Origin of the sequence: Paenibacillus albicereus, from assembly GCF_012676905.1 — a bacterium.
GTDB classification, from domain to species: Bacteria; Bacillota; Bacilli; order Paenibacillales; family Paenibacillaceae; genus Paenibacillus_O; species Paenibacillus_O albicereus.
Genome location: NZ_CP051428.1, coordinates 2,306,403 through 2,328,777, shown reverse-complemented (window position 1 = coordinate 2,328,777; position 22,375 = coordinate 2,306,403). Strand labels below are relative to the sequence as shown.

General features: G+C 62.5%; 25 protein-coding genes. 1 reads left to right on the top strand and 24 read right to left on the bottom strand.

Annotation, left to right across the window (positions count from 1 at the left end):
- Nucleotides 1–13 precede the first annotated feature (13 nt).
- Both HGI30_RS10260 and HGI30_RS10255 read right to left on the bottom strand, forming a co-directional pair.
- Nucleotides 14–529 carry a tetratricopeptide repeat protein gene (locus HGI30_RS10260; protein ID WP_168907472.1) on the bottom strand — a complete coding sequence of 172 codons (516 nt, stop codon included), beginning with the start codon at nucleotides 527–529 and terminating at the stop codon, nucleotides 14–16.
- A 51-nt stretch (nucleotides 530–580) separates the two neighbouring features.
- Nucleotides 581–919, bottom strand: a complete 339-nt coding sequence (locus HGI30_RS10255; RefSeq protein WP_168907471.1) for a nucleotide pyrophosphohydrolase — start codon at nucleotides 917–919, stop codon at nucleotides 581–583.
- 123 nt (nucleotides 920–1,042) lie between these two features.
- Here HGI30_RS10255 and HGI30_RS10250 point away from each other — a divergent pair, with 123 nt between their 5' ends.
- Nucleotides 1,043–1,915: a YitT family protein gene (locus HGI30_RS10250; RefSeq protein ID WP_168907470.1), complete on the top strand. Its 873-nt coding sequence runs from the start codon at nucleotides 1,043–1,045 to the stop codon at nucleotides 1,913–1,915.
- A gap of 80 nt (nucleotides 1,916–1,995) precedes the next feature.
- On the opposite strand, the gene HGI30_RS10245 is transcribed toward HGI30_RS10250, so the two are convergent.
- The 22 genes from HGI30_RS10245 to aroC form a co-directional block, all read right to left on the bottom strand.
- Nucleotides 1,996–2,907 carry a sporulation protein YpjB gene (locus tag HGI30_RS10245; protein WP_168907469.1) on the bottom strand — a complete coding sequence of 304 codons (912 nt, stop codon included), beginning with the start codon at nucleotides 2,905–2,907 and terminating at the stop codon, nucleotides 1,996–1,998.
- A 79-nt stretch (nucleotides 2,908–2,986) separates the two neighbouring features.
- The gene (locus tag HGI30_RS10240; protein ID WP_168907468.1) at nucleotides 2,987–3,634 is read right to left on the bottom strand and encodes a DUF1405 domain-containing protein; all 648 of its coding nucleotides are present in this window, start codon (nucleotides 3,632–3,634) and stop codon (nucleotides 2,987–2,989) included.
- Nucleotides 3,635–3,718: 84 nt separating this feature from the next.
- Nucleotides 3,719–4,597: a menaquinol-cytochrome c reductase cytochrome b/c subunit gene (locus tag HGI30_RS10235; protein ID WP_168907467.1), complete on the bottom strand. Its 879-nt coding sequence runs from the start codon at nucleotides 4,595–4,597 to the stop codon at nucleotides 3,719–3,721.
- 18 nt (nucleotides 4,598–4,615) lie between these two features.
- Entirely contained in the window at nucleotides 4,616–5,287 is a 672-nt protein-coding gene (gene qcrB / locus HGI30_RS10230; RefSeq protein WP_028599752.1) for a menaquinol-cytochrome c reductase cytochrome b subunit, read from the bottom strand.
- Nucleotides 5,288–5,305: 18 nt separating this feature from the next.
- Entirely contained in the window at nucleotides 5,306–5,839 is a 534-nt protein-coding gene (locus tag HGI30_RS10225) for a ubiquinol-cytochrome c reductase iron-sulfur subunit (RefSeq protein ID WP_168907466.1), read from the bottom strand.
- Nucleotides 5,840–6,105: 266 nt separating this feature from the next.
- Nucleotides 6,106–6,510: a DUF2487 family protein gene (locus HGI30_RS10220; RefSeq protein ID WP_168907465.1), complete on the bottom strand. Its 405-nt coding sequence runs from the start codon at nucleotides 6,508–6,510 to the stop codon at nucleotides 6,106–6,108.
- 124 nt (nucleotides 6,511–6,634) lie between these two features.
- A complete protein-coding gene (locus HGI30_RS10215; protein ID WP_168907464.1) occupies nucleotides 6,635–6,817 on the bottom strand; it encodes an IDEAL domain-containing protein in 183 nt (60 codons plus the stop codon).
- Between the two features lie 186 nt (nucleotides 6,818–7,003).
- A complete protein-coding gene (locus HGI30_RS10210) occupies nucleotides 7,004–8,188 on the bottom strand; it encodes a hypothetical protein (RefSeq protein ID WP_168907463.1) in 1,185 nt (394 codons plus the stop codon).
- A 130-nt stretch (nucleotides 8,189–8,318) separates the two neighbouring features.
- Nucleotides 8,319–8,906, bottom strand: a complete 588-nt coding sequence (locus tag HGI30_RS10205) for a histidine phosphatase family protein (protein ID WP_168907462.1) — start codon at nucleotides 8,904–8,906, stop codon at nucleotides 8,319–8,321.
- Nucleotides 8,907–8,983: 77 nt separating this feature from the next.
- On the bottom strand, nucleotides 8,984–9,574 hold the full coding sequence (locus HGI30_RS10200; protein ID WP_168907461.1) for an anti-sigma factor: 591 nt from the start codon (nucleotides 9,572–9,574) through the stop codon (nucleotides 8,984–8,986).
- Nucleotides 9,571–10,164 carry an RNA polymerase sigma factor gene (locus tag HGI30_RS10195; RefSeq protein WP_168909822.1) on the bottom strand — a complete coding sequence of 198 codons (594 nt, stop codon included), beginning with the start codon at nucleotides 10,162–10,164 and terminating at the stop codon, nucleotides 9,571–9,573. Before HGI30_RS10195 ends, HGI30_RS10200 begins: the two co-directional genes overlap by 4 nt.
- A 677-nt stretch (nucleotides 10,165–10,841) precedes the next feature.
- Complete coding sequence (locus HGI30_RS10190) at nucleotides 10,842–11,933, bottom strand: prephenate dehydrogenase (protein ID WP_168907460.1); 1,092 nt, start codon at nucleotides 11,931–11,933, stop codon at nucleotides 10,842–10,844.
- 4 nt (nucleotides 11,934–11,937) lie between these two features.
- A complete protein-coding gene (hisC, locus tag HGI30_RS10185; protein ID WP_168907459.1) occupies nucleotides 11,938–13,035 on the bottom strand; it encodes a histidinol-phosphate transaminase in 1,098 nt (365 codons plus the stop codon).
- A 99-nt stretch (nucleotides 13,036–13,134) separates the two neighbouring features.
- The gene (trpA, locus tag HGI30_RS10180; protein WP_168907458.1) at nucleotides 13,135–13,941 is read right to left on the bottom strand and encodes a tryptophan synthase subunit alpha; all 807 of its coding nucleotides are present in this window, start codon (nucleotides 13,939–13,941) and stop codon (nucleotides 13,135–13,137) included.
- Entirely contained in the window at nucleotides 13,928–15,133 is a 1,206-nt protein-coding gene (gene trpB / locus HGI30_RS10175) for a tryptophan synthase subunit beta (RefSeq protein ID WP_168907457.1), read from the bottom strand. The genes trpA and trpB overlap by 14 nt, the downstream gene beginning before the upstream one ends.
- Nucleotides 15,130–15,867: a phosphoribosylanthranilate isomerase gene (locus HGI30_RS10170; RefSeq protein WP_168907456.1), complete on the bottom strand. Its 738-nt coding sequence runs from the start codon at nucleotides 15,865–15,867 to the stop codon at nucleotides 15,130–15,132. Before HGI30_RS10170 ends, trpB begins: the two co-directional genes overlap by 4 nt.
- Nucleotides 15,864–16,661, bottom strand: coding sequence for an indole-3-glycerol phosphate synthase TrpC (gene trpC, locus HGI30_RS10165; protein ID WP_168907455.1), 798 nt, complete (start codon nucleotides 16,659–16,661; stop codon nucleotides 15,864–15,866). The genes HGI30_RS10170 and trpC overlap by 4 nt, the downstream gene beginning before the upstream one ends.
- The gene (gene trpD, locus HGI30_RS10160; protein ID WP_407945023.1) at nucleotides 16,651–17,706 is read right to left on the bottom strand and encodes an anthranilate phosphoribosyltransferase; all 1,056 of its coding nucleotides are present in this window, start codon (nucleotides 17,704–17,706) and stop codon (nucleotides 16,651–16,653) included. Before trpD ends, trpC begins: the two co-directional genes overlap by 11 nt.
- Complete coding sequence (trpE, locus tag HGI30_RS10155; RefSeq protein WP_168907454.1) at nucleotides 17,703–19,277, bottom strand: anthranilate synthase component I; 1,575 nt, start codon at nucleotides 19,275–19,277, stop codon at nucleotides 17,703–17,705. Before trpE ends, trpD begins: the two co-directional genes overlap by 4 nt.
- A gap of 345 nt (nucleotides 19,278–19,622) precedes the next feature.
- Nucleotides 19,623–19,997, bottom strand: coding sequence for a chorismate mutase (gene aroH / locus HGI30_RS10150; RefSeq protein ID WP_168907453.1), 375 nt, complete (start codon nucleotides 19,995–19,997; stop codon nucleotides 19,623–19,625).
- Nucleotides 19,994–21,097, bottom strand: a complete 1,104-nt coding sequence (aroB, locus tag HGI30_RS10145) for a 3-dehydroquinate synthase (RefSeq protein WP_168907452.1) — start codon at nucleotides 21,095–21,097, stop codon at nucleotides 19,994–19,996. Before aroB ends, aroH begins: the two co-directional genes overlap by 4 nt.
- Before the next feature lies 1 nt (nucleotide 21,098).
- Nucleotides 21,099–22,268 carry a chorismate synthase gene (gene aroC, locus HGI30_RS10140; protein WP_168907451.1) on the bottom strand — a complete coding sequence of 390 codons (1,170 nt, stop codon included), beginning with the start codon at nucleotides 22,266–22,268 and terminating at the stop codon, nucleotides 21,099–21,101.
- Nucleotides 22,269–22,375: the final 107 nt, after the last annotated feature.

The following is a 22,375-nucleotide window of genomic DNA, read 5'->3' as shown; positions in this document are numbered from 1 at the left end:
GCGGCCGGGACGGTCATTCATTCCCACGCCGCCTGAGCATCCGCTTGAGCTGACGATTCAGCTGCCTCGCTTCCTCCATCGCCGGCTCGAGCCGGCAAGCCTCTGTGGCGAGCAGCCGAGCTTCCCGCAGCCGCCCGAGCTGCTTGCAGCATACTGCGGCGAGGTAGCAGGCCTCGGCCTGCAGCGGGTCGAGGATGCGCGCTTCCTGCAGGAACTCCATCGCTTCCGCCGCGGAGCCTTCTCCGGATGCGAGCAGCAGCTTGGCGTCGGAGACGAGCCGCCTTGCCTCCACGACGTCCAGATGATAGCGGTATTCCTCGTGGTCCGGCTTCAGCTGGCAGGCTTGGGTTGCATGGTGGAGAGCCAGCTCCCACCGTCCGCTTCGAGCGCAGGAGACCGAGCACTTATAATGAAAGGAAGCGTTGCGAGGCTCCAGCTGGATGGCCTGCAGGAACCACTCGATCGCTCCATCGAAATCGCCGTTCAAGATGCATTCGTACGCTTTTTTGATGCAGCCTTCCCCGTCCATCCGCCCACCTTCCTTGCGCTAGGGTGATGGTAACAGCATATGCCCGGGGCTTTATTGCGGTTCGCCGTTTTTACGCGTCCAGCGATCGGCATCGCGCGTATTGAACTTGTGCATGACGGCGTCATGCGCCTTCGTCAGGTCGATGTCCAGCGAATTGGCGAAGCAGTTCAGAATGAACAGGATGTCGCCGAGCTCCATTTCGATGGAGTTGTCCGCCTCGTCCGGCTTCTTCGGCTTTTCGCCATACGCATGGTTCACTTCCCGCGCCAGCTCGCCGACTTCCTCCGCCAGTCTCGCCACGAGGGACAGCGGGCTGAAGTAGCCTTCCTTGAACTGACCTATGTAGCGGTCTACCTCGCGCTGGATTTCAGCGAGGGATTTTTCCTCCATATGACGGTCCCCTTTTTGCAACGTATCTTTACCTATGTTATCCTAAAGCAGTTTTGAACACAATATAGGGAAAGCCGCTGCGAGGCTGCCCGCTCACACTGTGAAGCCAAGGAGAATACCGCCATGTCCAATCTTGCTTACCGCTATCTGTACAAGTCCATCCTTCCCGTCCTGCTCGGAACGGCCATCTACGCCTTTGGCCTGCAGTATTTCCTTCTGCCCAACCAGCTCATGGAGGGGGGCGTGACCGGCATCGCCGTCCTGCTCAACTATGCGTTCGGCTGGAAGCTGTCGATCACGACGCTGCTGCTCAACATTCCGCTCTTCTTCGTCGGTCTGCGCATTCTGGGCAAGCTGCCGATGGTCATGACGATCGTCGGCACGCTCAGCCTCTCCCTGTTCCTTTTTATTTTTGAAAAGGGCATCGAAACCGGCTGGATCGAGCCGTTCTACGCCGAGAATGACCTCATCCTTGCCGCCCTGTACGCGGGCGTGACGCTTGGCGGCGGCCTCGGCATCGTATTTCGCTTCGGCGGCACGACCGGCGGCGTCGACATCGCCGCCCGCATCATCAACCGCGCCAAAGGCTGGAGCATGGGCCAGATCATCCTGTCGTTCGACGCCATCATCATCGGCATTTCGCTGCTGTACATCCCGAAGCAGAATGTCCTCTACACGCTCGTCGCCGTCTTCATCGCCTCCAAGCTGATCGACTTCATCCAGGAAGGCGCCTATGCCGCCAAAGCGTTCTCGATCATCAGCGAAAAAGGCGAGGAGATCGCGGATCGCATCACCGTCGAGCTCGAGCGAGGAGTGACGCTTATTCCTGCCGTCGGCGCCTATTCCAAGGCGCAGCGCAACATGATCTATTGCGTCGTCTCCCGCAGCGAGATCCGGGCGCTCCGCTTGATCGTGAAAACGATCGATCCGCGCGCATTCATCGTCATCAGCGACGTGCACGACGTGCTCGGAGAGGGCTTCAAGGAAGAGGCCTGATTCTGACTCTCCTCTTCTCTCGTTCGGTCTCATGAAGCCCAAAAGCCCTACCGTCTGCGCAGACGGTAGGGCTTTTAGGCTTATTTGCGGACGACTCCGTTGCGGCTAGGCCGCTCCGGACGCGCCGGGAGGACAATGACGCCATGCTGGCCCTGTCGGTAGTTCGACCAGCCGACGTACGTGAGCAAGGCGCAGATAAGCGGCACGATCGCATAGATCAGCCAGCTTCCGCCTGCGCGAGGGGGGAGCGGGAGCGCCTCGGCAGGCAGGTCCCCTCCCCCGCCGCCGGCGAGGAACAGCCGGTCCGCGGTGCCGGACAGCGACTCGAACGATTGCACCGCCCAGCCGGTCCGGGTGCCGTCCCTCGACGTCAGCAGCCTGGAGCTGTAAGCGATGCTGTCCCGCATCGCTTCGGCGAGCGCCTTGTCCCGCATGAGCAGCGCGGAGGGCTCGATCAGCTCCCAGTGCTGCTGAAGCGTCTTCATCCGAGCCTCCGCCGTCCCGTTGTCGGACGCGCCGGACGTCGTCCAAGCGATAATGAGCTGACGCGCGTCCTCCTTGAGGATCGGACGATATTGCAGCCATAGGGCATCGTCGCCTCCGGTCAGGCTGTCGGCTGCCAGCCGCACCTTGGACGCTGCCGCCAGCAGCCCGTCCGTATCCGACTGCCGGCTTGCCGCTGCGGAAGCTTGCCGGAGCGCCTCATCCACGGCGATCCAGCCGAGCTCTCCGCCGCTCGACCGCAACGTCTCGTCGCCGGCTGCCGCCTCCGCATCTCGGAGCGTATAGAAAATGCCGTTGCGGTCCGCCGCCATGACGGATTCATAGAGCTGGTCGGCGGCAGCTCGGAAGCTCTCCTGCTTGGCGCGAAGGCGCAGCTCGTCCTCGCTCGCGGCATACTCCCGGCTTGCCGCGGCCGCCAGCGCGGCCCCGTGCAGCAGAAGGGCAGCCGCCAAGCCCGCTGTCAACGCCGCCCACCATCGTCTCGACATGCTTATCCCTCCCTGTCTGTCCTACTTTATGCGGGGACAGGCAGGTTTATGATGGCCAATCCAGGCGTTCCGAAGCTCGTCAGCGGTCGCGGCCGTCGCTTCCCCGCCTCAATAAGGCCAGTCCGAGCAGCGTGACGAGGAAGCTGAATACGGTCAGCCCGACCGTAAACGTCCGTACCTCGGGCACATGGTCGTACAAAGGCGACGGCAAATAAGGGAAAATGCCGAAGGCGTAATCGTTGTAGTCGTTGAACAGCAGCCAGAGCAGCGCGAAAGCAGCGGCAGCTTTGCGGAACCGGAAAAAAGGCAGGTAGAGCAGCGCTTGGACCGCCATGCCGAGATGCGAGGCCATTAGCATGTAGTGCTGCGGCTCCAGCGGCTCCCCTTGGGAAGCGCCGGCCAATATCATCGCGACCGCCCAGATGCCGTATTTGATCGAGGTGACGACGCCGAGCGCCTCGATCCCCGACCGCAGCAGCCGCGCGCCGCGTCCGGGCGATGCAGGCGGGAACAGCAGGTAGAGCAGCGCCAGCGTGAAGAACAGGCTCGCGGTCGGACTGTCGGGCACAAAGACGATTTGCCACCAGGGGTGCCCGTCGCTGACGGTCTGCTCAAGCTGATAGGCATACCAATAATAGCCGTAGACGGTCCCGAGCGCATTGACGATGAACAGCGTCCACAGGAACGGCCGGTACAGCAGGAGGCTGCGGTCCAGCTTGAATCCCATCGTAAGTTCCTCCTTTGGTGCGGAAATCGATGCAGAAAAGACCTGACTGCCGTTGGACAGTCAGGCCTATCGCATAGCCGAGGCTTATTCGCCGGCAGCTTTTTGCTTCGCCAGCCAGTCGGCCAGCGTATTGATCTCTTCGGAGGAGAGCTGCTCGCCGAACGCCGGCATCGAACCTTTGCCGTTCGTGACGATGTCAGCCAGCTCTTCCTTCGTCAGCAGGTCGCCGACGCCACGCAGCGAAGGAATCTTCGCTCCGGCTTGGCCTTTCAGGTCGGTGCCGTGGCATTGCAGGCAGCCGGCCTTTTCCATGATTGCCTTGATGTCCGCGTTGTCCGCATCGACCAGGGCGACCTCCTCGACCGGCTTCGTCGCCGAAGGCGGTTCCTTGCCGGACATGGCCGCCTCGCGCGCCTCTTCCTCGCGGGTGAGATGCTCCGGCACCGTACCCGTGACTTCAAGCTCATGCTGGTAGAAGTCCCAGCTCACCTTGGTCAGATAGAAGCACGCGACGAGCGAGAGCAGCATGAGCGCGCTCGCGATCGGACGGCGGTAGAAGCGACGCTCTTTGCCGGTGTCCAGGAACGGAGCCAGCATGAGCGAGCCGAATGCGACGCCGGGAATGCCGACGACGCCCCAAGCGACATAATCGCCGGATACCCAAGGATACTTGAGCAGCTGGTACAGGAACAGGAAGTACCAGTCCGGAATCGGAATGAACGCCGAGTTAGTCGGGTCCGCCGGATAGCCGAGCGGAGCCGGGTGTGCGATCGTCAGGACGAGGAATCCGACCAGGACGACGCAGCCGACCATCCATTCCTTGAGCAGGAAGTTCGGGATGAACGCCTCCGAACGGCCTGGGAAGGACGTGTAGTCCGGCGGCACCGATACGACTCCAGAAGGCTTGCGCACCCGGGAGTCGCCGACATAAACGACCTTTTCGTTTTTGTTTCCGTGAGCCATTTAGGTCCCTCCTCTCGGTTATAGAGGACCCGCGATACCTTGCTTGCGGATCATCAGGAAGTGCGCGGCCAGCAGAGCCAGCAGGGCGCCTGGCAGGAAGAACACGTGGATTGCGAAGAAGCGCGTCAGCGTCGTCGCGCCAACGATCTCGCCGCCTTGCAGGAAGATTTTGATATACTCCCCGATATACGGGACGGAGTCCGCGATCTGGATGCCGACCTTGGTCGCGAAGTAAGCCTTGTTGTCCCACGGCAGCAGGTAGCCCGTAAAGCCGAGGCCGAGCATGATGAAGAAGATCAGCACGCCTACGACCCAGTTCATCTCGCGAGGCGCCTTGTAGGAGCCCGTAAAGAAGACACGCAGCGTATGTAGGAACATCATGACGATGACGAGGCTCGCGCCCCAGTGGTGCATGCCGCGGACGATCGAGCCGAACGGCACCTTGTGCTGCAGGTAGTCGACGCTGGCATAGGCATTGATGATGTCCGGCACATAATACATCGTCAAGAACATGCCGGATAGAATCTGGATGACCGTGATGAAGAACGTCAGTCCTCCGAAGCAATAGACGAACGCGGAAAAGTGATGCGCCGGGTTGACATGCTCCGGCACTTCATGGTCCGCTACATCCCGCCACAGCGGCGTAACGTCAAGACGCTCGTCGATCCAGTTGTATACGCTTTTAAACATTGGAACTAACGCCTCCCATTAAACCCGCGTGTTGGGGATGATATCGCCCAAGTAGACGAACCCGTTCTCGACCTTGACCTGGTACTCGTCAAGCGGAGCCGGCGCCACGCTCAGGTTTTTGCCATCTACCGTGTAATGCGCGCCGTGGCAAGGACACACATATTGATTAGCAGTCGTCGTGTTCCATCCGATCGTGCAGCCGAGGTGCTTGCACACCGGCGAAAGGGCGAAAATCTTGCCGTTGTCGTCCTTCATGATCCAGGCCGCCTGCTCGGGATCGCTTACATACCAAGCATCCACCTGATGGATCTTGAACTTGAATTCGGTCGGCTCTCCGACCTTCACCTTGCTCTCTTCCACGACCTTCACGAAACTGCCGCCCGCGCGCTTCTCCAAGAGGGGATCAACGGCGAACCGGATCATCGGCAGCACGGCGCCGCCTGCCATGAAGGCAGTTGCTCCTCCGAGGGTGTACGCGAGAAACTGCCTGCGGGACATTTCCTTGCGTTTTACGGGAGTATGCGCGGTCTCCTGATACTCGTGATTACTCATCTGTTCAACCCCCTTTGCAACCATTTCGGATGCCTTGTCCGCCAGACATTCCGTGTCGAACCAAGCAATTCCTATCATACGTCAGTCGTATAGGAGCGTCAAGAATTTGGAAGTTCAATGTTCAAAAATCGCTCCCATGTTTGTTGCTAATTTGTCACAATTGCCCCTGCTTTCGACACGTGCAGTTAACAATCATTCCCTGAGACATGGTTTCCCCCAAACGGGCCGACTCTATACGCTTTCCCCGCGGCTTGCATGCCTCCAGCTCAGGCGTTCCAGAGCCGGCGGATCTCGCCGCGGATCCGCTCCGCATCCGGAAGAACGCCATCCTCGCCGGGACCGATCGTCAGATCCGCCTCGGTCAGCCCGTCCAGTCTCAGCGCGGCCGAAGCCGCGACCACATAGCGAAAGCCCGCTTTTTTCAAGTTGTGGACAAGCGGACCGAGCGCCGCCGCCGTCTCCTCGCTGCCGTACTGGACGGCCGGATACGCGACGATCCGTCCCCGGAACGGAATCTCGATCGCATCCATCACATCGCGCAGCCTTTCAAGCGCGGCTGCGGCCTGCCACGGGTTTTCGGCTCCGCTCAAACCTGTTACCGGCAGCAGGCAAGTATCGACGAACGGCTGCAGCTCGGGCCAGCGCGATTCCTCGATTTCGCTGAATTTCATCTCGCACCTCCTTTAGCGCCATAACCTTTACTATGGTACCTTTTAGCGGCACGTTTGCCAAGCACGAACCCCCCGCCGAACCGGCGTACCGGTTCGGCGGGGGGCATAGGATGCGCCGACATCGTCAGCGCTGCAGCGTATTCCATTGGGCGGCCAGCTTCTCGAAGCTTTCCTTGTCGCCTGATTCCAAGGCATCGTCGATGGCCGCATAGATTTTTTCCTTCCGGAACCGGATCAGAGCTTCATCGAGAAGCATCTCCGCGGCCAGTCCGAGCATGACCTCGTAATTCGCCTTCATTTTGTCCATTGGATGCACCTCCGCTAATTTGTGCACCTATACCTTTCTTGCTGCAGTTCGTGCCGGTAGTGCCGCCAGGTATAGAATCGACGCCAACCTGTCGCCGCGATCTCCATCTATTGTATTCGCCCTAGCGGCTGCTGGGAGAGGCGGCTGACCTGCCAGCTAGAATAATATGCTCCTGCCTGCGCCGCGCTAGACTTGGCGGACCTCCTCGATCCGCAGCACGTCTCCGTGCTCCACGCTCACCCCGGCGATGACCGCCCGACCGAGCCGCGTCATCCGCAGCACCGTTCCCCGATGCTCTTCTTCTCCGATTCTCAGCAAGCCGAGATGCAGCATCATCATGAGAATTCGCGTATCCAGGACCGCTTCTGCCGTGTCATAGAAATAAGGCTTCACGTAAGGCATCAGAACCTCGCGGAGGGAGTCCGCCGTCACCCAGCGGTCGGCCAGCTCGTCCACCCAATGGACCAGCGAGGCAAGATTCGGCACCGGGCCTTTGTACAGCCGCAGCCAGAACCGATACAGCTGCTCCGTGCCGTACGGCTGCCCTCCCAACAGGGCGGCTTCGCCCAGCGTCGTAAGCAGCAGCTCGCTCTCCGTCTCCTCCAGCCACTTATTATAGAAGCAAAAATCGTAGACGAGCGAAAATCGCTCCGGATAATCGCGGAAGCGGCGCCCGTAGCCGAACCTCCATGCCGCTTTGGCCGGCGGCTCCTCGCGTACGCCGAAGCTTTCCATTGCCTGCAGCATGCTGCGCCGGTGCATGAAGCCCTCTCGCGTCAGCGGCACCTCGTGATGCCGTACGTAGGACAGCAGCGCTTTGACGTCGCCCGCGAGCAGCTCCTGCTCGTCGCGGTACACGGGCGGCTCGTCCGTGAAGACAAGCCGTTCGCTGAACTTCCGCTTGAGCGTCTCGCGAAAGCGAAGCTTGAGATCCCGAGGCATGCGGAACAGGTACCGGTCGGGGCCTGAGATGCCGTTGAACAGCCAGCCGTAATGCTTGAAGCGCACGATCATGTCCCGCGGGCTTTCCGCCGCCTCCGGCTGCTTTCCTTTTTTGCCGCGCGCCTTCGCCTTCGCTTTCACCGGGTCGGGCTCGGGCCCGGGTTCGGACCGGCTCGATTGCGCCCGGGCTACCAGCTCCTCGAGGCTGAACAGCTCCCGGCTGTCGAAAATCAAGGCGTTCATGAACCTCAATTCCTCCAGCTTCATGGCTCCGATTCGAGCCTCGAAGCCTTCACGCGATCCGGCTTTGGAAAGAATGGCTTGAATCAGCTCATGCTTGGAATTGCCGTTGCAGCGGCAATCATATCCTTGCGCGATCCGGCTCAGCTGGGCGATGTCCGCATAACCCAGCATATCCGAGAAATTCATCTCTCTTCCCTCCTTCTATCGGCCTGTTCCCTTCTAGCTGCTTTTTTGTACTACCATTATGGGACGATCCAAAAGATTTAAGACATGCCGGGCAACAAAAAAACCCGCCGGATCGGCGGGTCGGTTCGGTTCATGAGATTTCTTGCAGATGGAGCGTGCAGTTATGCAGCAGGGACTGCCAGCCGCCCGGTCCATGCTCCAGCACGGAATAGCACATATTGTGCAAATAGGGCTGATCCAGCCCTTCGACCATGACGCCAAGCATTTGAGCGAGAAAGCTCCCATGCGTCACGGCAAGAAGATTGCTGCGGGGCATCTTGGCCGTATACGTTTCAAGGAATCGGGCTGCACGCAGGCGGACGCTTTCGTCGCTCTCCACCCCGGCTTCGGGATTTGTCCGCCAGCCTTGGCCCCACGTCGCCAGCCGCTCTTCCTCCGAAGTGCCCTCGATTTTGCCGAAGCTGCGTTCGACGAGCAGCGGCTCCGGCTCCAGCAGCGGAACGCCGAGCTTGTCCGCGATGATTTTCCCCGTCTCGACCGCGCGCGACAGGCCGCTCGTGACGACCGCGTCCCAGCGCTGCTCCTCTCCCGCAAGCCGGCTTGCGAGCAGCAGCGCCTGGCGTTTTCCTTCTTCGTTCAGGGGGATGTCGGTGATCCCTTGAATGCGGCCAAGCGCATTCCAATCGGTCCGGCCATGCCGGATCAGACCCAGTTTCATCGTCCTGCCTTCCTTCCTGCTTCAAGTCGTTAGGTCCGAGTATAACAAAAAACCGGCCGCGAGGCAGCCGGAGAGCGTTATTTTCGAATGCGGGACAGCCATCCCGTCATGAGCATCGTCATGACGAGCCCAAGCACGGAAAGAATGATCCAGTATTGAGGCTCGCGGGGGACGAGGCTGAGCAGCAGCGGGTCGCTGACCGTGGCGACGGGAATGTCGCCCGAGATCGACGCTTTGAATACGGGAGACGAAGACGCGCTTGCCGTATCCATCATTCCTTTGGACTCGTCGGCTCCGCCGCTCCGGCCAAAAAGAACGTAGAGCAAGCTTGTGCAAAACATCGCCAGGCACGCCGCCACAGCGGCGGACAGCCTCGCTCCGAGAGCGCGGTTCAGCGAGAACCTTCTCCTCAGCGTCCAATCCAGATGGTCCTCGGCATGAATTCGATCCATGACGGTGCGGTTCACTTCCTCGGCCCTCTCGGCCAATTCGTATGCTTCCGCACCGGACAGCTCTTGGATGAGGCGCTCGCTCTCCTCCCAAAGCTCGTATTCCTGTCTGCAGGCTATGCAATGCTTCAAATGCAGGTCGACAGACTGCTTCAAAGGATCGCCTTCAGGCACATCCCAATAAAGCGCGAGCGCATCCTGCACTTCTTCGCATTTCATCGCAGCTTCATCCCTTCGAACGCTTCGCTCTCCGTTTCTTCGAAGTAGGGTTCCAGCTGGACCTTGACGCTGCCCCGGGCGCGGAACAACAGCGATTTGACCGAACTGACGGTCCCGCCCAGTACATCGGCAATCTCCTGATAGTCCAATCCTTCATACTCGCGCAGAATGAGCGCGGACCGCTGCTTCTCGGGGAGAGCGTTGATCGCGTCCCGGACAAGCGCCATCCGCTCACCCTGCAGCAGCCTCTGCTCCGGAGCGGCGTCCATCGGAGCCATCGGCATGACGCCGCTCTCCTCAAGGGGAATATGTACGCTCCGCTGCTTGCGAAGCTCGCTCAGCACCGTGTTGCGCGCAATCGTATACAGCCAGGTGGAGAACTGCGCGTCCACCTCGCGGAACGAGTGCAGGCTGCGGTAAGCTTTGTAGAAGGTCTCGGAGCAGAGATCCTCTGCGACGAGCTCCATCTTGGTGCTTCGGAGCATGTGAAGGATAAAGGCCATGATTTTACGCTGGTAACGCCTCATGAGTTCGGAATAGAGCTCTACATTTCCATGTTTGATTTGCCGGATCAGATCGGAATCATCCATGACAGGCGGCTTTACCTCCTCACCTGCAGCGATTTCCGTCCGGTAAATAGTTGTACCGGAACGGATGCAGAAAGTTGCGCTGCCGCGCAAAAAAGACTGAAGAAAGAATGAACGACGATAAAGTGTATTTCGGCATCCTGCCAACCATTCTGAAGAATACTTATTCGCCAGCCGGCGCCAAATTCCTGCTTGCTTCGACATCATGGAGAATTACCCAAAAGCTGGATGGCCGCAAACTCCCCGTATTGTATCATGGGGGATGCGAGAGGGAGCGAATATGAGGAAGTTCTAAGAAACCTGCCGCATGTTCATCTCTGTCGTCTCAAACAAAAACCACTCCCCGACGGGGAGTGGTTTTGTTTCAACCATGCGCCAAAAAAAAAAAACCACCCCGAAGGGTGGCAGCGTTCATGATGAGCGCTATAGTTGGATAGGAGTGGAGAGAAACCATACTGTACTTTTATTATATGTATCCGTTTTCAATCTGTCAATAAGCGTTTTCATTTTCCCTTTAAAAAGATTGAAGCGGTCTCAAGGCGCGTGGTTTCGGCTAAAGCAAAGCCCCTCGCCAAAAAAAGGCAAGGGGCTGCACGGAGCCGAAGAAGACGCCTCGCGTGGCGGAAGCTCTGGCCATCGCTGGACGGATTGCATCCGGGAGGCGTTTGATGCGTCGCAGTTCAGCTCTTCACGGCATATCCGAGCTGCTCCAGCGCTTCAAGCGCCTGGTCGAGATCGCCTTGCGTGCGGAAGCTGAGGCGGAGCACGCCGGGTGCGTCCATCCGGCTCTCGATGATCTGCAGGTTGCTCAAGTTGATGCGGCGGTTGCCGAGCTCCGTCGCGATCTTACCGATGATGCCGGGATGATCGGGCACGTCCATATAGCATTCGTAGATGGACTGGAGCACGCCCTTGCGGCGTTCCGGCAAGCTGCTTCGGAACGCTCCCGCAGCGCGGAACGCATCGCTGATCGCCTCGCCGTCCTGCTTGCGCAGGATGTCGGCGAGCCGGTCCAGCTCTGCCCCCCACTCCCCCAACAGCCGCAGCACGATCTCGCGGTTCGCCAGCAGGATGTCCCGCCAGACGACCGGATCGCTCGAGGCGATCCGCGTGATGTCGCGGAAGCCGCCGGCGGCCAGCATCGCATAAGCGTCGTTGGACTCGTTGTAGCGGCGCACCTGGTTGACGAGCCCGGCCGCGATCAGATGCGGCAGATGGCTGATCGCGCCGACGATCTCGTCATGCTCCGAAGGATCCATATGCACGATCTTGGCGCGGGTGTGGCCGAGCAGCTCGGTCAGCCGCTCCAAGGCATCCGTCGGCGTGCCCGCCTCCGGCGTAAGCACGTAGTAGGCGTTCTCGAACAGGATGGCGCTGGCCGCCTCTACTCCCGCCCGCTCCGAGCCCGCCATCGGGTGGCCGCCGATGAAGACAGCGCCTTGCCAATCGATGCCCGATACAGCTTCGGCGACGCCGGACTTCGTGCTGCCGACATCGGTGACGACGCAGCCCGGCGCGAGCGGCAGGAGGCTGATGCGGCGCGCGTAATCAGCGAGCAGGCCGACCGGCACGCACAGGAAGATGAAATTCGCTCCGCGCACGGCATCCTCGAGCGAGGTCGTCGCTTCGTCGACGACGCCGAGCTGGACGTATTTGTCGGCGGATTCCTGGCGATAGGAGTAGCCCGTTACGAAAAGACCGGGCTGTCCCTTGAAGCACAACGCGAGCGAGCCCCCGATGAGGCCCGCTCCGATAATGGCGATTTTGGTCATCGATCTACTTTCGCACCGTCGCTTCCTTCAGCACTTCCTCCAGGGCGGCGACGAACTTGATGTTGTCCTCCGCCGTGCCGATGGATACCCGCAAGCGGTTCGGATACTTGGACCAGCCGGCCCGAGTGATGAAGCCCCGGCGCAGCAGCCGGTCGAACGCCTCGCGGGAAGGCATGCCGACATCCACGAGGATGAAGTTGGCCTGCGTCGGGAAGTAAGCCAGTCCGAGCCGGTCGAACTCGCCCTGCAAATAGTCGCGCTGGAGCAAGTTGTTCTCGCGGCAGCTGTCGACGAACGCCTGGTCGGACAGGGCGGCCTTGGCCGCGGCTTGCGACACGCGTGCCGTATTGAACGGCTCGCGCACGAGGTTGATGGCATGGATGACGTCCGGATGGGCGATGCCGTAGCCGATCCGCAGCGCGGCAAGTCCGTAGATTTTGGAGAATGTCCGCAGCGAAACGAGGTTCGGATAGCGGTCCAGCAGCCGGATGCTGTCCGGATAGTCCGGGTCGTCCACGAAGTGGCAGTAGGCCTCGTCGAGCACGCAGAGAACAGACTTCGGCAATGCGTCCAGGAAGGAAACGAGCTCCCGCTCGGTCACGATCGTGCCGGTCGGATTGTTCGGCGAGCAGATCCAGACGATTTTGGTGCGATCGGTGACCGCCGCCAGCATCGCCGGCAGATCCTGCTTGCCGTCTGCGAGCGGCACCTCGACGATGGCCGCGTTCTCGACGACCGCGTTGTGGCGGTACTGCGAGAACGTCAGGTCGGCCATGATCGTCTCGTCGCCCGGCTCCAGGAACGAGCGGGCGAGCATGAGAATGATTTCGTCGGCGCCGTTGCCCCAAATCAGCTGCTCGGGACGGACGCCGAGATGGCCTGCTGTCGCGGCCGTCAGCTCGACGCTCGCGCCGTCCGGGTAGATGTTGCTGTTCTCGATCTCGGTCAGGATCGCCTGCTTGGCAAGCGGCGAGCTTCCGTATGGGTTTTCGTTGGAGGCGAGCTTGATGACCTCGCTGAGGCCGAGCTCGCGCTTGACGTCGTCCACCGGCTTGCCCGGCTGGTAGACGGGCAGGTCCACGATATGGCGTTTTGTATTCATGGTTCACCTCATAAAAAGTAAAGTCCGCTTCCCGCGTCATGCCCTCTATTGTCTCACAGTTTCAGGGAAGTTGAAAGCACTTTAAAGCGGTGCACCAAGTCAGACTCGCAGGGAGGCGACAAAGCGGCCGATCTGCGCGATGCCGTCGCGATAGGTCGACGGCTCTGCCAGCAGCGGCAGCGCCTCCTCGACTTGGCGCACGATCGCGCTCCCGACGATGACGCCGTCGGCATGGCGGCTCATCCGCTCGACCTGGTCGCGGCTGCTGATGCCGAAGCCGACCGCGATCGGCACCGGCGCCGCCTCGCGCACCGACTGCAGGAACTCCTCGATGCCGCTGTGGAACTCGCTGCGCATGCCCGTCACGCCGAGCGAGCTGACGCAGTAGACGAAGCCTTGCGCGGTCGACGCGATGCGCTGCACGCGCGCTTTGGACGTCGGCGCGACGAGCGGAATGAGGTGGATGCCGGCCTCGGCGGCCATCTCGCGCACCTCTCCATCCTCCTCGATGGGCAGATCCGGGATGATGAGGCCGCTGATGCCCTTCTCATGGATGAGCGTGAAGAAGCGCTCCAGCCCGTACTGCAGCACCGGGTTGAAATAGCTGAACAGGATGAACGGCATGCGGCAGCCGGCCGCGCGGGCGCGCTCCGCCACCAAGACGCAGGCTTCGAGCGTCACCGGTCCGCGCAGCGCACGCTCCGATGCCTGCTGGATGACGGGACCGTCGGCCAGCGGGTCGGAGTAAGGAACGCCGAGCTCGACCATGTCGGCGCCGCTGCGCTCCAGCTCCAGGACGATGTCGACCGTCGCGTCCAGGCTCGGATCGCCCGTGGTGACGAACGGAATGAGGGCCGCGCGGCCCTCGGCCTTCAGCGCCGCGAACGTCTCGTCAATGCGATTCATGCGGCTTCACCCCCAAATATCCCATGATTGCCTCGACGTCCTTGTCGCCGCGGCCCGACAGCGAGACGACGATCGTCTTGTCTTTCGGCAGCGTCGGGGCAAGCTTCATCACCTGCGCGATCGCATGAGCCGATTCCAGCGCCGGGATGATGCCTTCCGTGCGGCTGAGCAGCTGCAGCGCCTCGAGCGCCTCCGCATCCGTGATCGGGACGTATTCCGCCCGGCCGGAGTCCCTGAGATAGGAGTGCTCCGGTCCGACGCCCGGATAATCGAGGCCAGCGGAGATCGAGTGGGCCGGCAGCACCTGGCCGCTGTCGTCCTGCAGCACATAGCTCATCGAGCCCTGGAAGACGCCATGGCGGCCGAGCGTCATCGTCGCCGCATGCTCGTCCGTGTCGACGCCTCTTCCCGCCGCCTCGACGCCGACCAGCTTGACCGATTCGTCGCCGACGAACGGATAGAAGATGCCCATCGCGTTGCTGCCGCCTCCGACCGCCGCGACGACGTAGTCCGGCAGCCGCCCTTCGTCCCGAAGCACCTGCTCGCGGGCCTCGTCGCCGATGATGCGCTGGAAGTCGCGCACCATCATCGGATACGGATGCGGACCGGTGACGGAGCCGAGGATGTAGTAGGTATCGTCGACATGGCTCACCCAGTAGCGGAGCGTCTCGTTACAGGCGTCCTTGAGCGTGCGCGTGCCCGACAGGACCGGCACGACCTCGGCGCCGAGCAGCTGCATGCGGAACACGTTGAGCTGCTGTCGCTTCGTATCCTCCTCGCCCATGAACACCTTGCACTCGAGGCCGAGCAGCGCGGCGATCGTCGCCGAGGCGACACCGTGCTGGCCCGCTCCCGTTTCGGCGATGATCTTCTTCTTGCCCATGCGCTTGGCCAGCACGCCTTGGCCGATCGTATTGTTGATCTTGTGGGCGCCGGTATGGTTGAGATCCTCTCGCTTGAGCAGGATCTTGGCGCCGCCGAGATGGCTCGTCAGGCGCTCCGCGTAGTACAGCGACGTCGGCCTTCCCGAATATTTATGGAGCAGGTAACGCACCTCCTCCTGGAAGTCGGCGTCCTTGGAGTAGCGCTTGTAAGCCTCCTCCAGCTCGAAGAGCGCGTTCATCAGCGTCTCGGGCACATACCGCCCCCCGAACTTGCCGAAGCGTCCGTTCTCGTCTGGAACCTGATTCATCGCTGCTTCACCCTTTCCGTAAATGACCGGATCCGTTCCGGCGACTTCTGTCCATCGTGCTCCACTCCGCTCGAAACGTCAATCCCGTCCGGCGAATAGCCGTCGATCAGCTCCCGCACGTTGTCCGGATGCAGGCCGCCTGCGGCGAGCAGCGGCAGGCCCGCTGCCGCCGCCGCAGCCTTGTAGCCGGGAATCATCTCCCAGTCGAACGTGCGGCCGGTGCCTCCGCCCGCCGTATCGAGCAGCAGCCCGGCGACGCCGGCGGCCGCATAGCGTGCGACTTCGGCGTCCGGAGCTGCCGGTCCGTCCGCCGCGCGGCCCGCGTGCAGCGCCTTCCAGACGGGGAGTCCGGTCGCCACCGCCGCCGCGCGGCAATCCTCCGGGCTTTCCGATCCGTGCAGCTGCACGAGGTCGAGTCCGCCCTCGGCCGCCGCCGCCGCCAGCTCCGCTGCCGGCAGGTCCACGAACACCCCGGCAGCCAGCGGCGCGGGACGGCCCGCCTCCTGAGCCGCCGCCTTCATCGCGGCAATGAGCCGGGCCGCCTCCGCCGGAGCGACCTGGCGCCGGCTCGGCGCGAATACGAAGCCGGCGTAATCGACCGGCAGCTGCCCGAGCAGCCTGGCCGTGGCCTCGTCCCGCACGCCGCAAATCTTGAGCAGCGGAGCCGACGTGCCGGTCAGCCTATCCTGCGAGCCGGCACCGGCTCCTGGACCGCGTTGCGCATGGCCGCTCATCGGACGGACACCGGACCGAGCAGCTGCTCGACCGCCTCTCCCGGCTCCGGCTGGCGCATGAAATGCTCGCCGACGAGCACCCCGGCCGCGCCCGCCGCGCGGACGTAGGCGACGTCGGCCGGAGAGGAGATCGAGCTTTCGCTGATGACCGGCGTACCGGCCGGCACCATCCGCATCAGCCGCTCCGTCGTCTCCAGGCTCGTCTCGAACGTATGCAGATTGCGGTTGTTGATGCCGATCAGCTTGGCGATGCCCGCGTCCAGCACTCCGTCCAGCTCGCGCTCGTCATGCACCTCGACGAGCACGTCCATGCCGAGCGCCTCGGCGATCTCATGCAGCTCCTTGAGCCTGGCGCGGTCGAGAATCGCTGCGATGAGCAGCACGGCGTCCGCTCCGATGACGCGCGCCTCGTAGACCTGACGATAGTCGACGAGAAAGTCCTTGCGCAGCAGCGGCACGCTTGCCGCCTCGCGGATCGCAGTCAAGAATTCCGGCGCTCCCTGGAAATATTCGCGGTCGGTCAGCACCGAGATGCAGTCCGCTCCGGCCTGCTCGTACGTCCGGGCGAGGTCGACCGGATGAAAATCCGGACGGATCAGCCCTTTTGAAGGGGAGGCCTTCTTCACCTCCGCGATCAGGCCGACTTCGCGCCGTCGGCGCTCGGTGACGGCGCCGACGAATCCGCGGCACGGCTCCATGCCGGAAATTTCTCTTTCGTAAGCGGACAGGCTGAAGCGGCTCGCAAGCGCCTCGACCTCGCTTTTTTTCGTATGGACGATTCGGTCAAGAAACATGGGACAGCTCTCCTGTCTTTTGGATCAATTGCTCCAGCTTGGCGCCCGCGGCGCCGCTGTCGACGGCATGACGGGCGGCTTCGACGCCGCCTTGAAGCGTCAAGGCTGCGCCTGCGGTATAGATGCAGGCGCCGGCATTGAGCAGCACGATGTCGCGATAGGCCCCGTCCTCCGTCCCGGCGAAGATGCGGCGGATGATGGCCGCATTGTCCTCCGGCGAGCCGCCCTGGATCGCCGACAGCGGCTGCCGCCGGATGCCCATCTCCTCCGGCGTCAAATCGTATGTGCGCACCTGTCCGTCCTCGCCGAGCTCCGACACGGTCGTCGCCGCGCTGATGCTGATCTCGTCGAGGCCGTCATGGCTGGAGACGACGAGCGCCCGCTTGAGTCCGAGCGTATGAAGGACGCTCGCCACCGTCTCGGTGCGCGCGCGGTCGTACAGGCCGAGCAGCTGCCGGTCGGCTCCGGCCGGATTCGCGAGCGGTCCGAGCATGTTGAAGATGGTGCGCACGCCGAGCTCCCGGCGAGGAGCCGCCGCATGGCGGAGAGAAGGATGGTAGAGCTGGGCGAACATGAAGCAAATGCCGATCTCCTGCAAGCATGCCGCCGCCTGGCGCTCATCCAGCGAGATCGACACGCCGAGCGCCTCGAGCACGTCCGCGCTGCCGGCCTTGCCGCTCATCGCGCGGTTGCCGTGCTTGGCGACCCGCACGCCGGAGGCGGCGGCGATGATGGAGGACGCCGTGGAGATGTTGAATTTGTGGATGCCCGAGCCTCCCGTGCCGCAGGTGTCGAGCAGCCCCTCCTGCACCGTTTCCACGCGCCGGGAAAAGCCGCGCATCGTCTCGGCGAAGCCGCTGATCTCGTCGATCGTCTCGCCCTTCATCCGCAGCGCCGTCGCCACGCCGGCGATCTGAGCCGGCGTCGCCGCTCCGTCCATGATGAGGCGCATGACGTCGCCCGCTTCCGCGCGCGTCAGATGGCCTCCTCCGATCAGCTTGTCGAGCGCTCCCTGCATCGTCGTCGTGCGAATCGCTTCCATCATGCCCGCTCCTCCTTTCCTGCCGGTACGAAATAGTCGCTGTTGATCGCAGCCGTAACGGCCTCGCGGGCGCGCCGCGGAAAAGCCGCTTCGGCCGTGCGGATGGCCTTCAGCATGCCCTTGGCCTTGTTGACCGTCTCCTCGTATTCCTTGTCCGGGACGGAATCCCATACGACGCCTGCGCCCGCCTGCACGTAGGCTTTGCCGTTCTTGAAGATAATCGTGCGGATCGTGATGCAGGTATCCATGCTGCGTCCGCTGAAGCCGAAGTAGCCGATCGCGCCGGCGTAAGCCCCTCTCGCCTCCGTCTCGAGCTCCGCGATGATCTCCATCGCCCGCAGCTTCGGCGCGCCCGACACGGTGCCGGCCGGCAGGCAGCTGATGAAGGCGTCGAAGAAATCCTTGTCCTCGCGCATCGCGCCTGTCACGTTGGAGACGATGTGCATGACATGGGAGTAGCGCTCGATCTCCATGAACGAATCGCAGCGGACGCTGCCGAACTCGGCTACCCGGCCGATGTCGTTGCGGCCGAGGTCGACGAGCATCAGATGCTCGGCGCGCTCCTTCTCGTCCGCGAGCAGGTCCGCCTCGAGCTCGCGGTCCTCTTCCTCGGTGCGGCCGCGCGGCCTCGTCCCGGCGATCGGCCTCGTCTCGACCTTGCCGTCGGACACCTTGACCAAGGCCTCGGGGGAGGTGCCTACGATGACCTCGTCGTCCATTTTCAGATAGTACATATAAGGAGACGGGTTGAGCGTCCTCAAGATCCGATACACGTGGAGGGGATCGACATCCGTCTCGATGTGGAACCGCTGCGACAGCACGACCTGGAAGATGTCTCCGGCGCGGATGAACTCCTTGGCCGAATTGACGTTGGCGATGAACTGGTCTCGGGTCAGGTTGGAGCGGATGTCGCCGAGCTCCGGATCGTCCGGCAGCGGATCGCCCGCCGTCGTCAGCAGCGGCACCGGCTGGCGCAGCTTCTCGAGCGTGCGCTCGATCCGCTCCACCGTCGCCTCGTATGCCTGCTCGATCTCGCGGTCGGTCGCGGCGTCCGGCACATGCACGTTGCCGATGACGCCGATCTGCTGCTTGAAGTGGTCGAACACGATCATCGAGTCGCAAAACATGAACTGAAGGTCGTTCATCTGCAGATCGTCATGGCGATGCTTCGGCAAGCTCTCGTAGTATTGCAGCAGATCGTAGCCGAAGAAGCCGACGGCGCCCCCGCTGAACGAAGGGATGCCCGGAAGCTCCGGACTGCGGTACGCCCGCAGATGAGCCTTCAGCAGCTCCAGCGGACGGCTCTCGTCCAGCTCGATCCGCTCTCCGCGCTTCTCCAGCACCATACGTCCGTTCTTGCCGTAGAGCATCATGAACGGATCCATGCCGATGAAGGAATGGCGGGCCCATTTCGCTCCGCCCTCGACGCTCTCCAGCAGGAAAGCCCTCTTCTCGCCGGCGAAATGCTGGAACAGCCGAATCGGCGTCTCGGTGTCCGCGAGCAAATAGCGCGCGATCGGAATCAGGTTGTACCGTCCCGCGAGGCGGAGCACGGACTGCAGCTCTCGATTCATCTTCATCGTCTCCTTGGCATCAGATGGATAAGCTCCAAGCAAAAAGCTCCCGCCATAGGCGGGAGCTGGACGAGAGCGATGAAAGGAATAGGCTTAATGAGCAGCAGCTGCATGACGCGCAGGACATCGGCCGTCTACGCCGCCCTATTGGCGATGCGCGGCACAATCCTCTGCGGCGAAGCAGGCTCCTCAAACTCAGCTAAGCTCATCTCGACTCATCTCTCTCAGGCTCCCCGCCACTCCAAGCCCTCTTGCCGCCGGACATGATCGGGGACTGCCTGCTCCGCCCTCAATAGGCGCTAGCACTATACATTACCCTCACTATACAAGGGCTCCGGCGAGCCGTCAACCCTTGGAACCGCTCAGATCGGGACGCAGCACGCCCGCTCCGCGCAGATAGACATGCTTGATCTCCTTCTGCGTCAGCTCCGTGTTGACCGTGACCATGAGCCGGATGCAACGCTCCAGGCTGCCTTTGACGGGCACCTCGACCGCGCACATGAGCGGCACGAGGTCCCAGCCCTGGAGGCCGCGGATCGCCCTAGCCGGAAAAGCCGCGTCCAGATCCGTCGTCACCGTGATGAGCACGCTGCAGATGTCCTCCGGATCGAATCCGTTCTCCGCGACGATCGCCCGCAGCATCTCCGACGTCGCCTGCAGGATTTCCTGCTCTTCGTTGCGGTCCACCGTGATGGCGCCGCGTATTCCCCTTACGCTCATGGCCAGCTCGCCTCCCGTTTCAGCCGTTCGACGATGTCCCGGACCCACTGCTGGCGGATGTCTTGGCGAATCTCGACCTCTCCGATGGCAGTCGGCACGATGAACACCATCTTGCCTTCACCGAATTTCTTGTCGTGCATCATCGCTTCCATGATCCGATCGGTATCGAAATGCTCCGGCAAGGAGACCGGAAGCCCAGCCTTGCCAAGCGCCTCGCGCGTCCGGAGGTACACTTCCTGCGGCGCGCCGAGCTGCACGCCGAGCATCGCCGAGCCGATCATGCCGATCGAGATCGCTTCGCCGTGATGAAGCTCGTTGTAGCCGGCCACCGCCTCGAGCGCGTGCCCGATCGTATGGCCCAGATTGAGGATCGCCCGCACGCCCTGCTCCGTCTCGTCGGAGGATACGATGTCCGCCTTGACGGCGCAGCCCTTGTAAAGCGCATAGCCGAGCGCTTCGGCGTCGAGCGCGAGCAGCCGTTCCGCGTTGTCGATGCACCAGTCGACGAAGGTGGCGTCGCGGATGAGGCCGTGCTTGACGACCTCCGCCAGCCCCGAGCTGACTTCGCGCCGAGGTAGCGTCTTTAGCGTGTCCAGATCATACAGCACAAGCGAGGGCTGATGGAACGCGCCGATGATGTTTTTGGCCATCGGATGGTTGACCGCCACCTTGCCGCCGACGCTGCTGTCATGGGCGAGGATCGTCGTCGGCATCTGGACGAACCGAATCCCCCGCATGTAGGAAGCGGCGGCATAGCCCGCCAGATCCCCTACGACGCCGCCGCCGAGCGCGACGATCGCGGACTTGCGGTCGAGCCCATGCTCGAGCGCCTTCGTCATGATCTCCTCGAAGCGGGCGAGCGACTTGGACGGCTCGCCGGCCGGCACGATGCAGGACGCGGCGCGGAAGCCCGAGGAGCGAAGCTGCTCCAGCAGCCCGTCCAGATAAAGCGGCGCTACCGCATCGTCGCTTACGACGAGCAGCGGCGACTTGACGCTGAGGCCGGCCTGGAGCAGCTGCTCCCCGGCGCGGGCGAGCAGGCCCGATCCGATGCGGATCGGATACGAGCGCTCTCCGAGATTCACCATGAGCTCGCGCATGTCAGTAGCTCCGGACTTGCTCGAGGTAGCTGTCGTAGTTGCGGCGGATCTCCTCCATCGAGTCCCCGCCGAACTTCTCCAGGAACGCCTTGGCCACTTCCCAGGCGACGACATGCTCCATCACGACGCTGGCGGCCGGCACGGCGCAGCTGTCGGAGCGCTCGACCTGCGCCGTGAACGGCTCGCGCGTGTCGATGTCGACGCTGGCGAGCGGCTTGTACAGCGTCGGAATCGGCTTCATGACGCCGCGCACGACGATCGGCTCGCCGGTCGTCATGCCGCCCTCGAAGCCACCTGCGTTGTTGGAGGCGCGGTGGTAGCCGCGTTCCTCGCTGTACAGGATCGGATCATGGACCTGGGAGCCGCGGAGGATGCCGGCCTCGAAGCCGATGCCGACCTCGCAGCCCTTGAAGGCGTTGATGCTGACGACGGCTCCGGCGATGCGGGAGTCCAGCTTGCGGTCCCACTGCACATGAGAACCGAGACCGACCGGCACGCCCTCGACGACGCATTCGACGATGCCTCCGATGGAATCTCCGTCCGCCTTGATCTGGTCGATGTAAGCTTCCATCCGGGCTTCGGTTTCCTTGTCCACGACGCGGACCGAGGACGCCTCGGTCAAGCGCGCGAGCTCCTCGGCCGGCAAGCGGTTGGGCGGAGCCTCGATCTCCCCGATGCGGATGACCTGACCGGCGACCTTGATGCCGAAGGCGGCCAGAAGCTGCCTGGCCATCGCGCCGACGGCGACGCGCGCCGCCGTCTCGCGGGCGCTGGAGCGCTCGAGCACGTTGCGCAGGTCCTTCAGATCGTATTTGAGTCCTCCGTTCAGATCGGCATGGCCGGGACGCGGACGGTGCACGCGCCGCTTGGCCTCGTCTCCGCCCTCGATCGGCTCGATGTTCATGACCGACGTCCAATGCTTCCAATCGTTGTTGGCGACGACGAGCGCCACCGGCGCCCCGGTCGTCCGTCCGTGGCGCACGCCGCCGACGATCTGCGCCGTATCCTTCTCGATCTGCATCCGGCGGCCGCGGCCATAGCCCTTCTGGCGGCGGTGCAGCTGGAAGTTCAACTCCTCGAAATCAAGCTGGAGATTGCTCGGAAGCCCTTCGATAATCGCCGTCAGCTGGGGGCCGTGCGTCTCTCCCGCTGTCAAATAACGTAAACTCATGCCAGATCTTCCCCCTCGTATTCAGGCCCGGATTTGCGATCGCTTTACCACAGCGACGCTTTTAAGAACACAAGCGCCATGCTGCGTCAAGGTGGGCTGGCGACCAG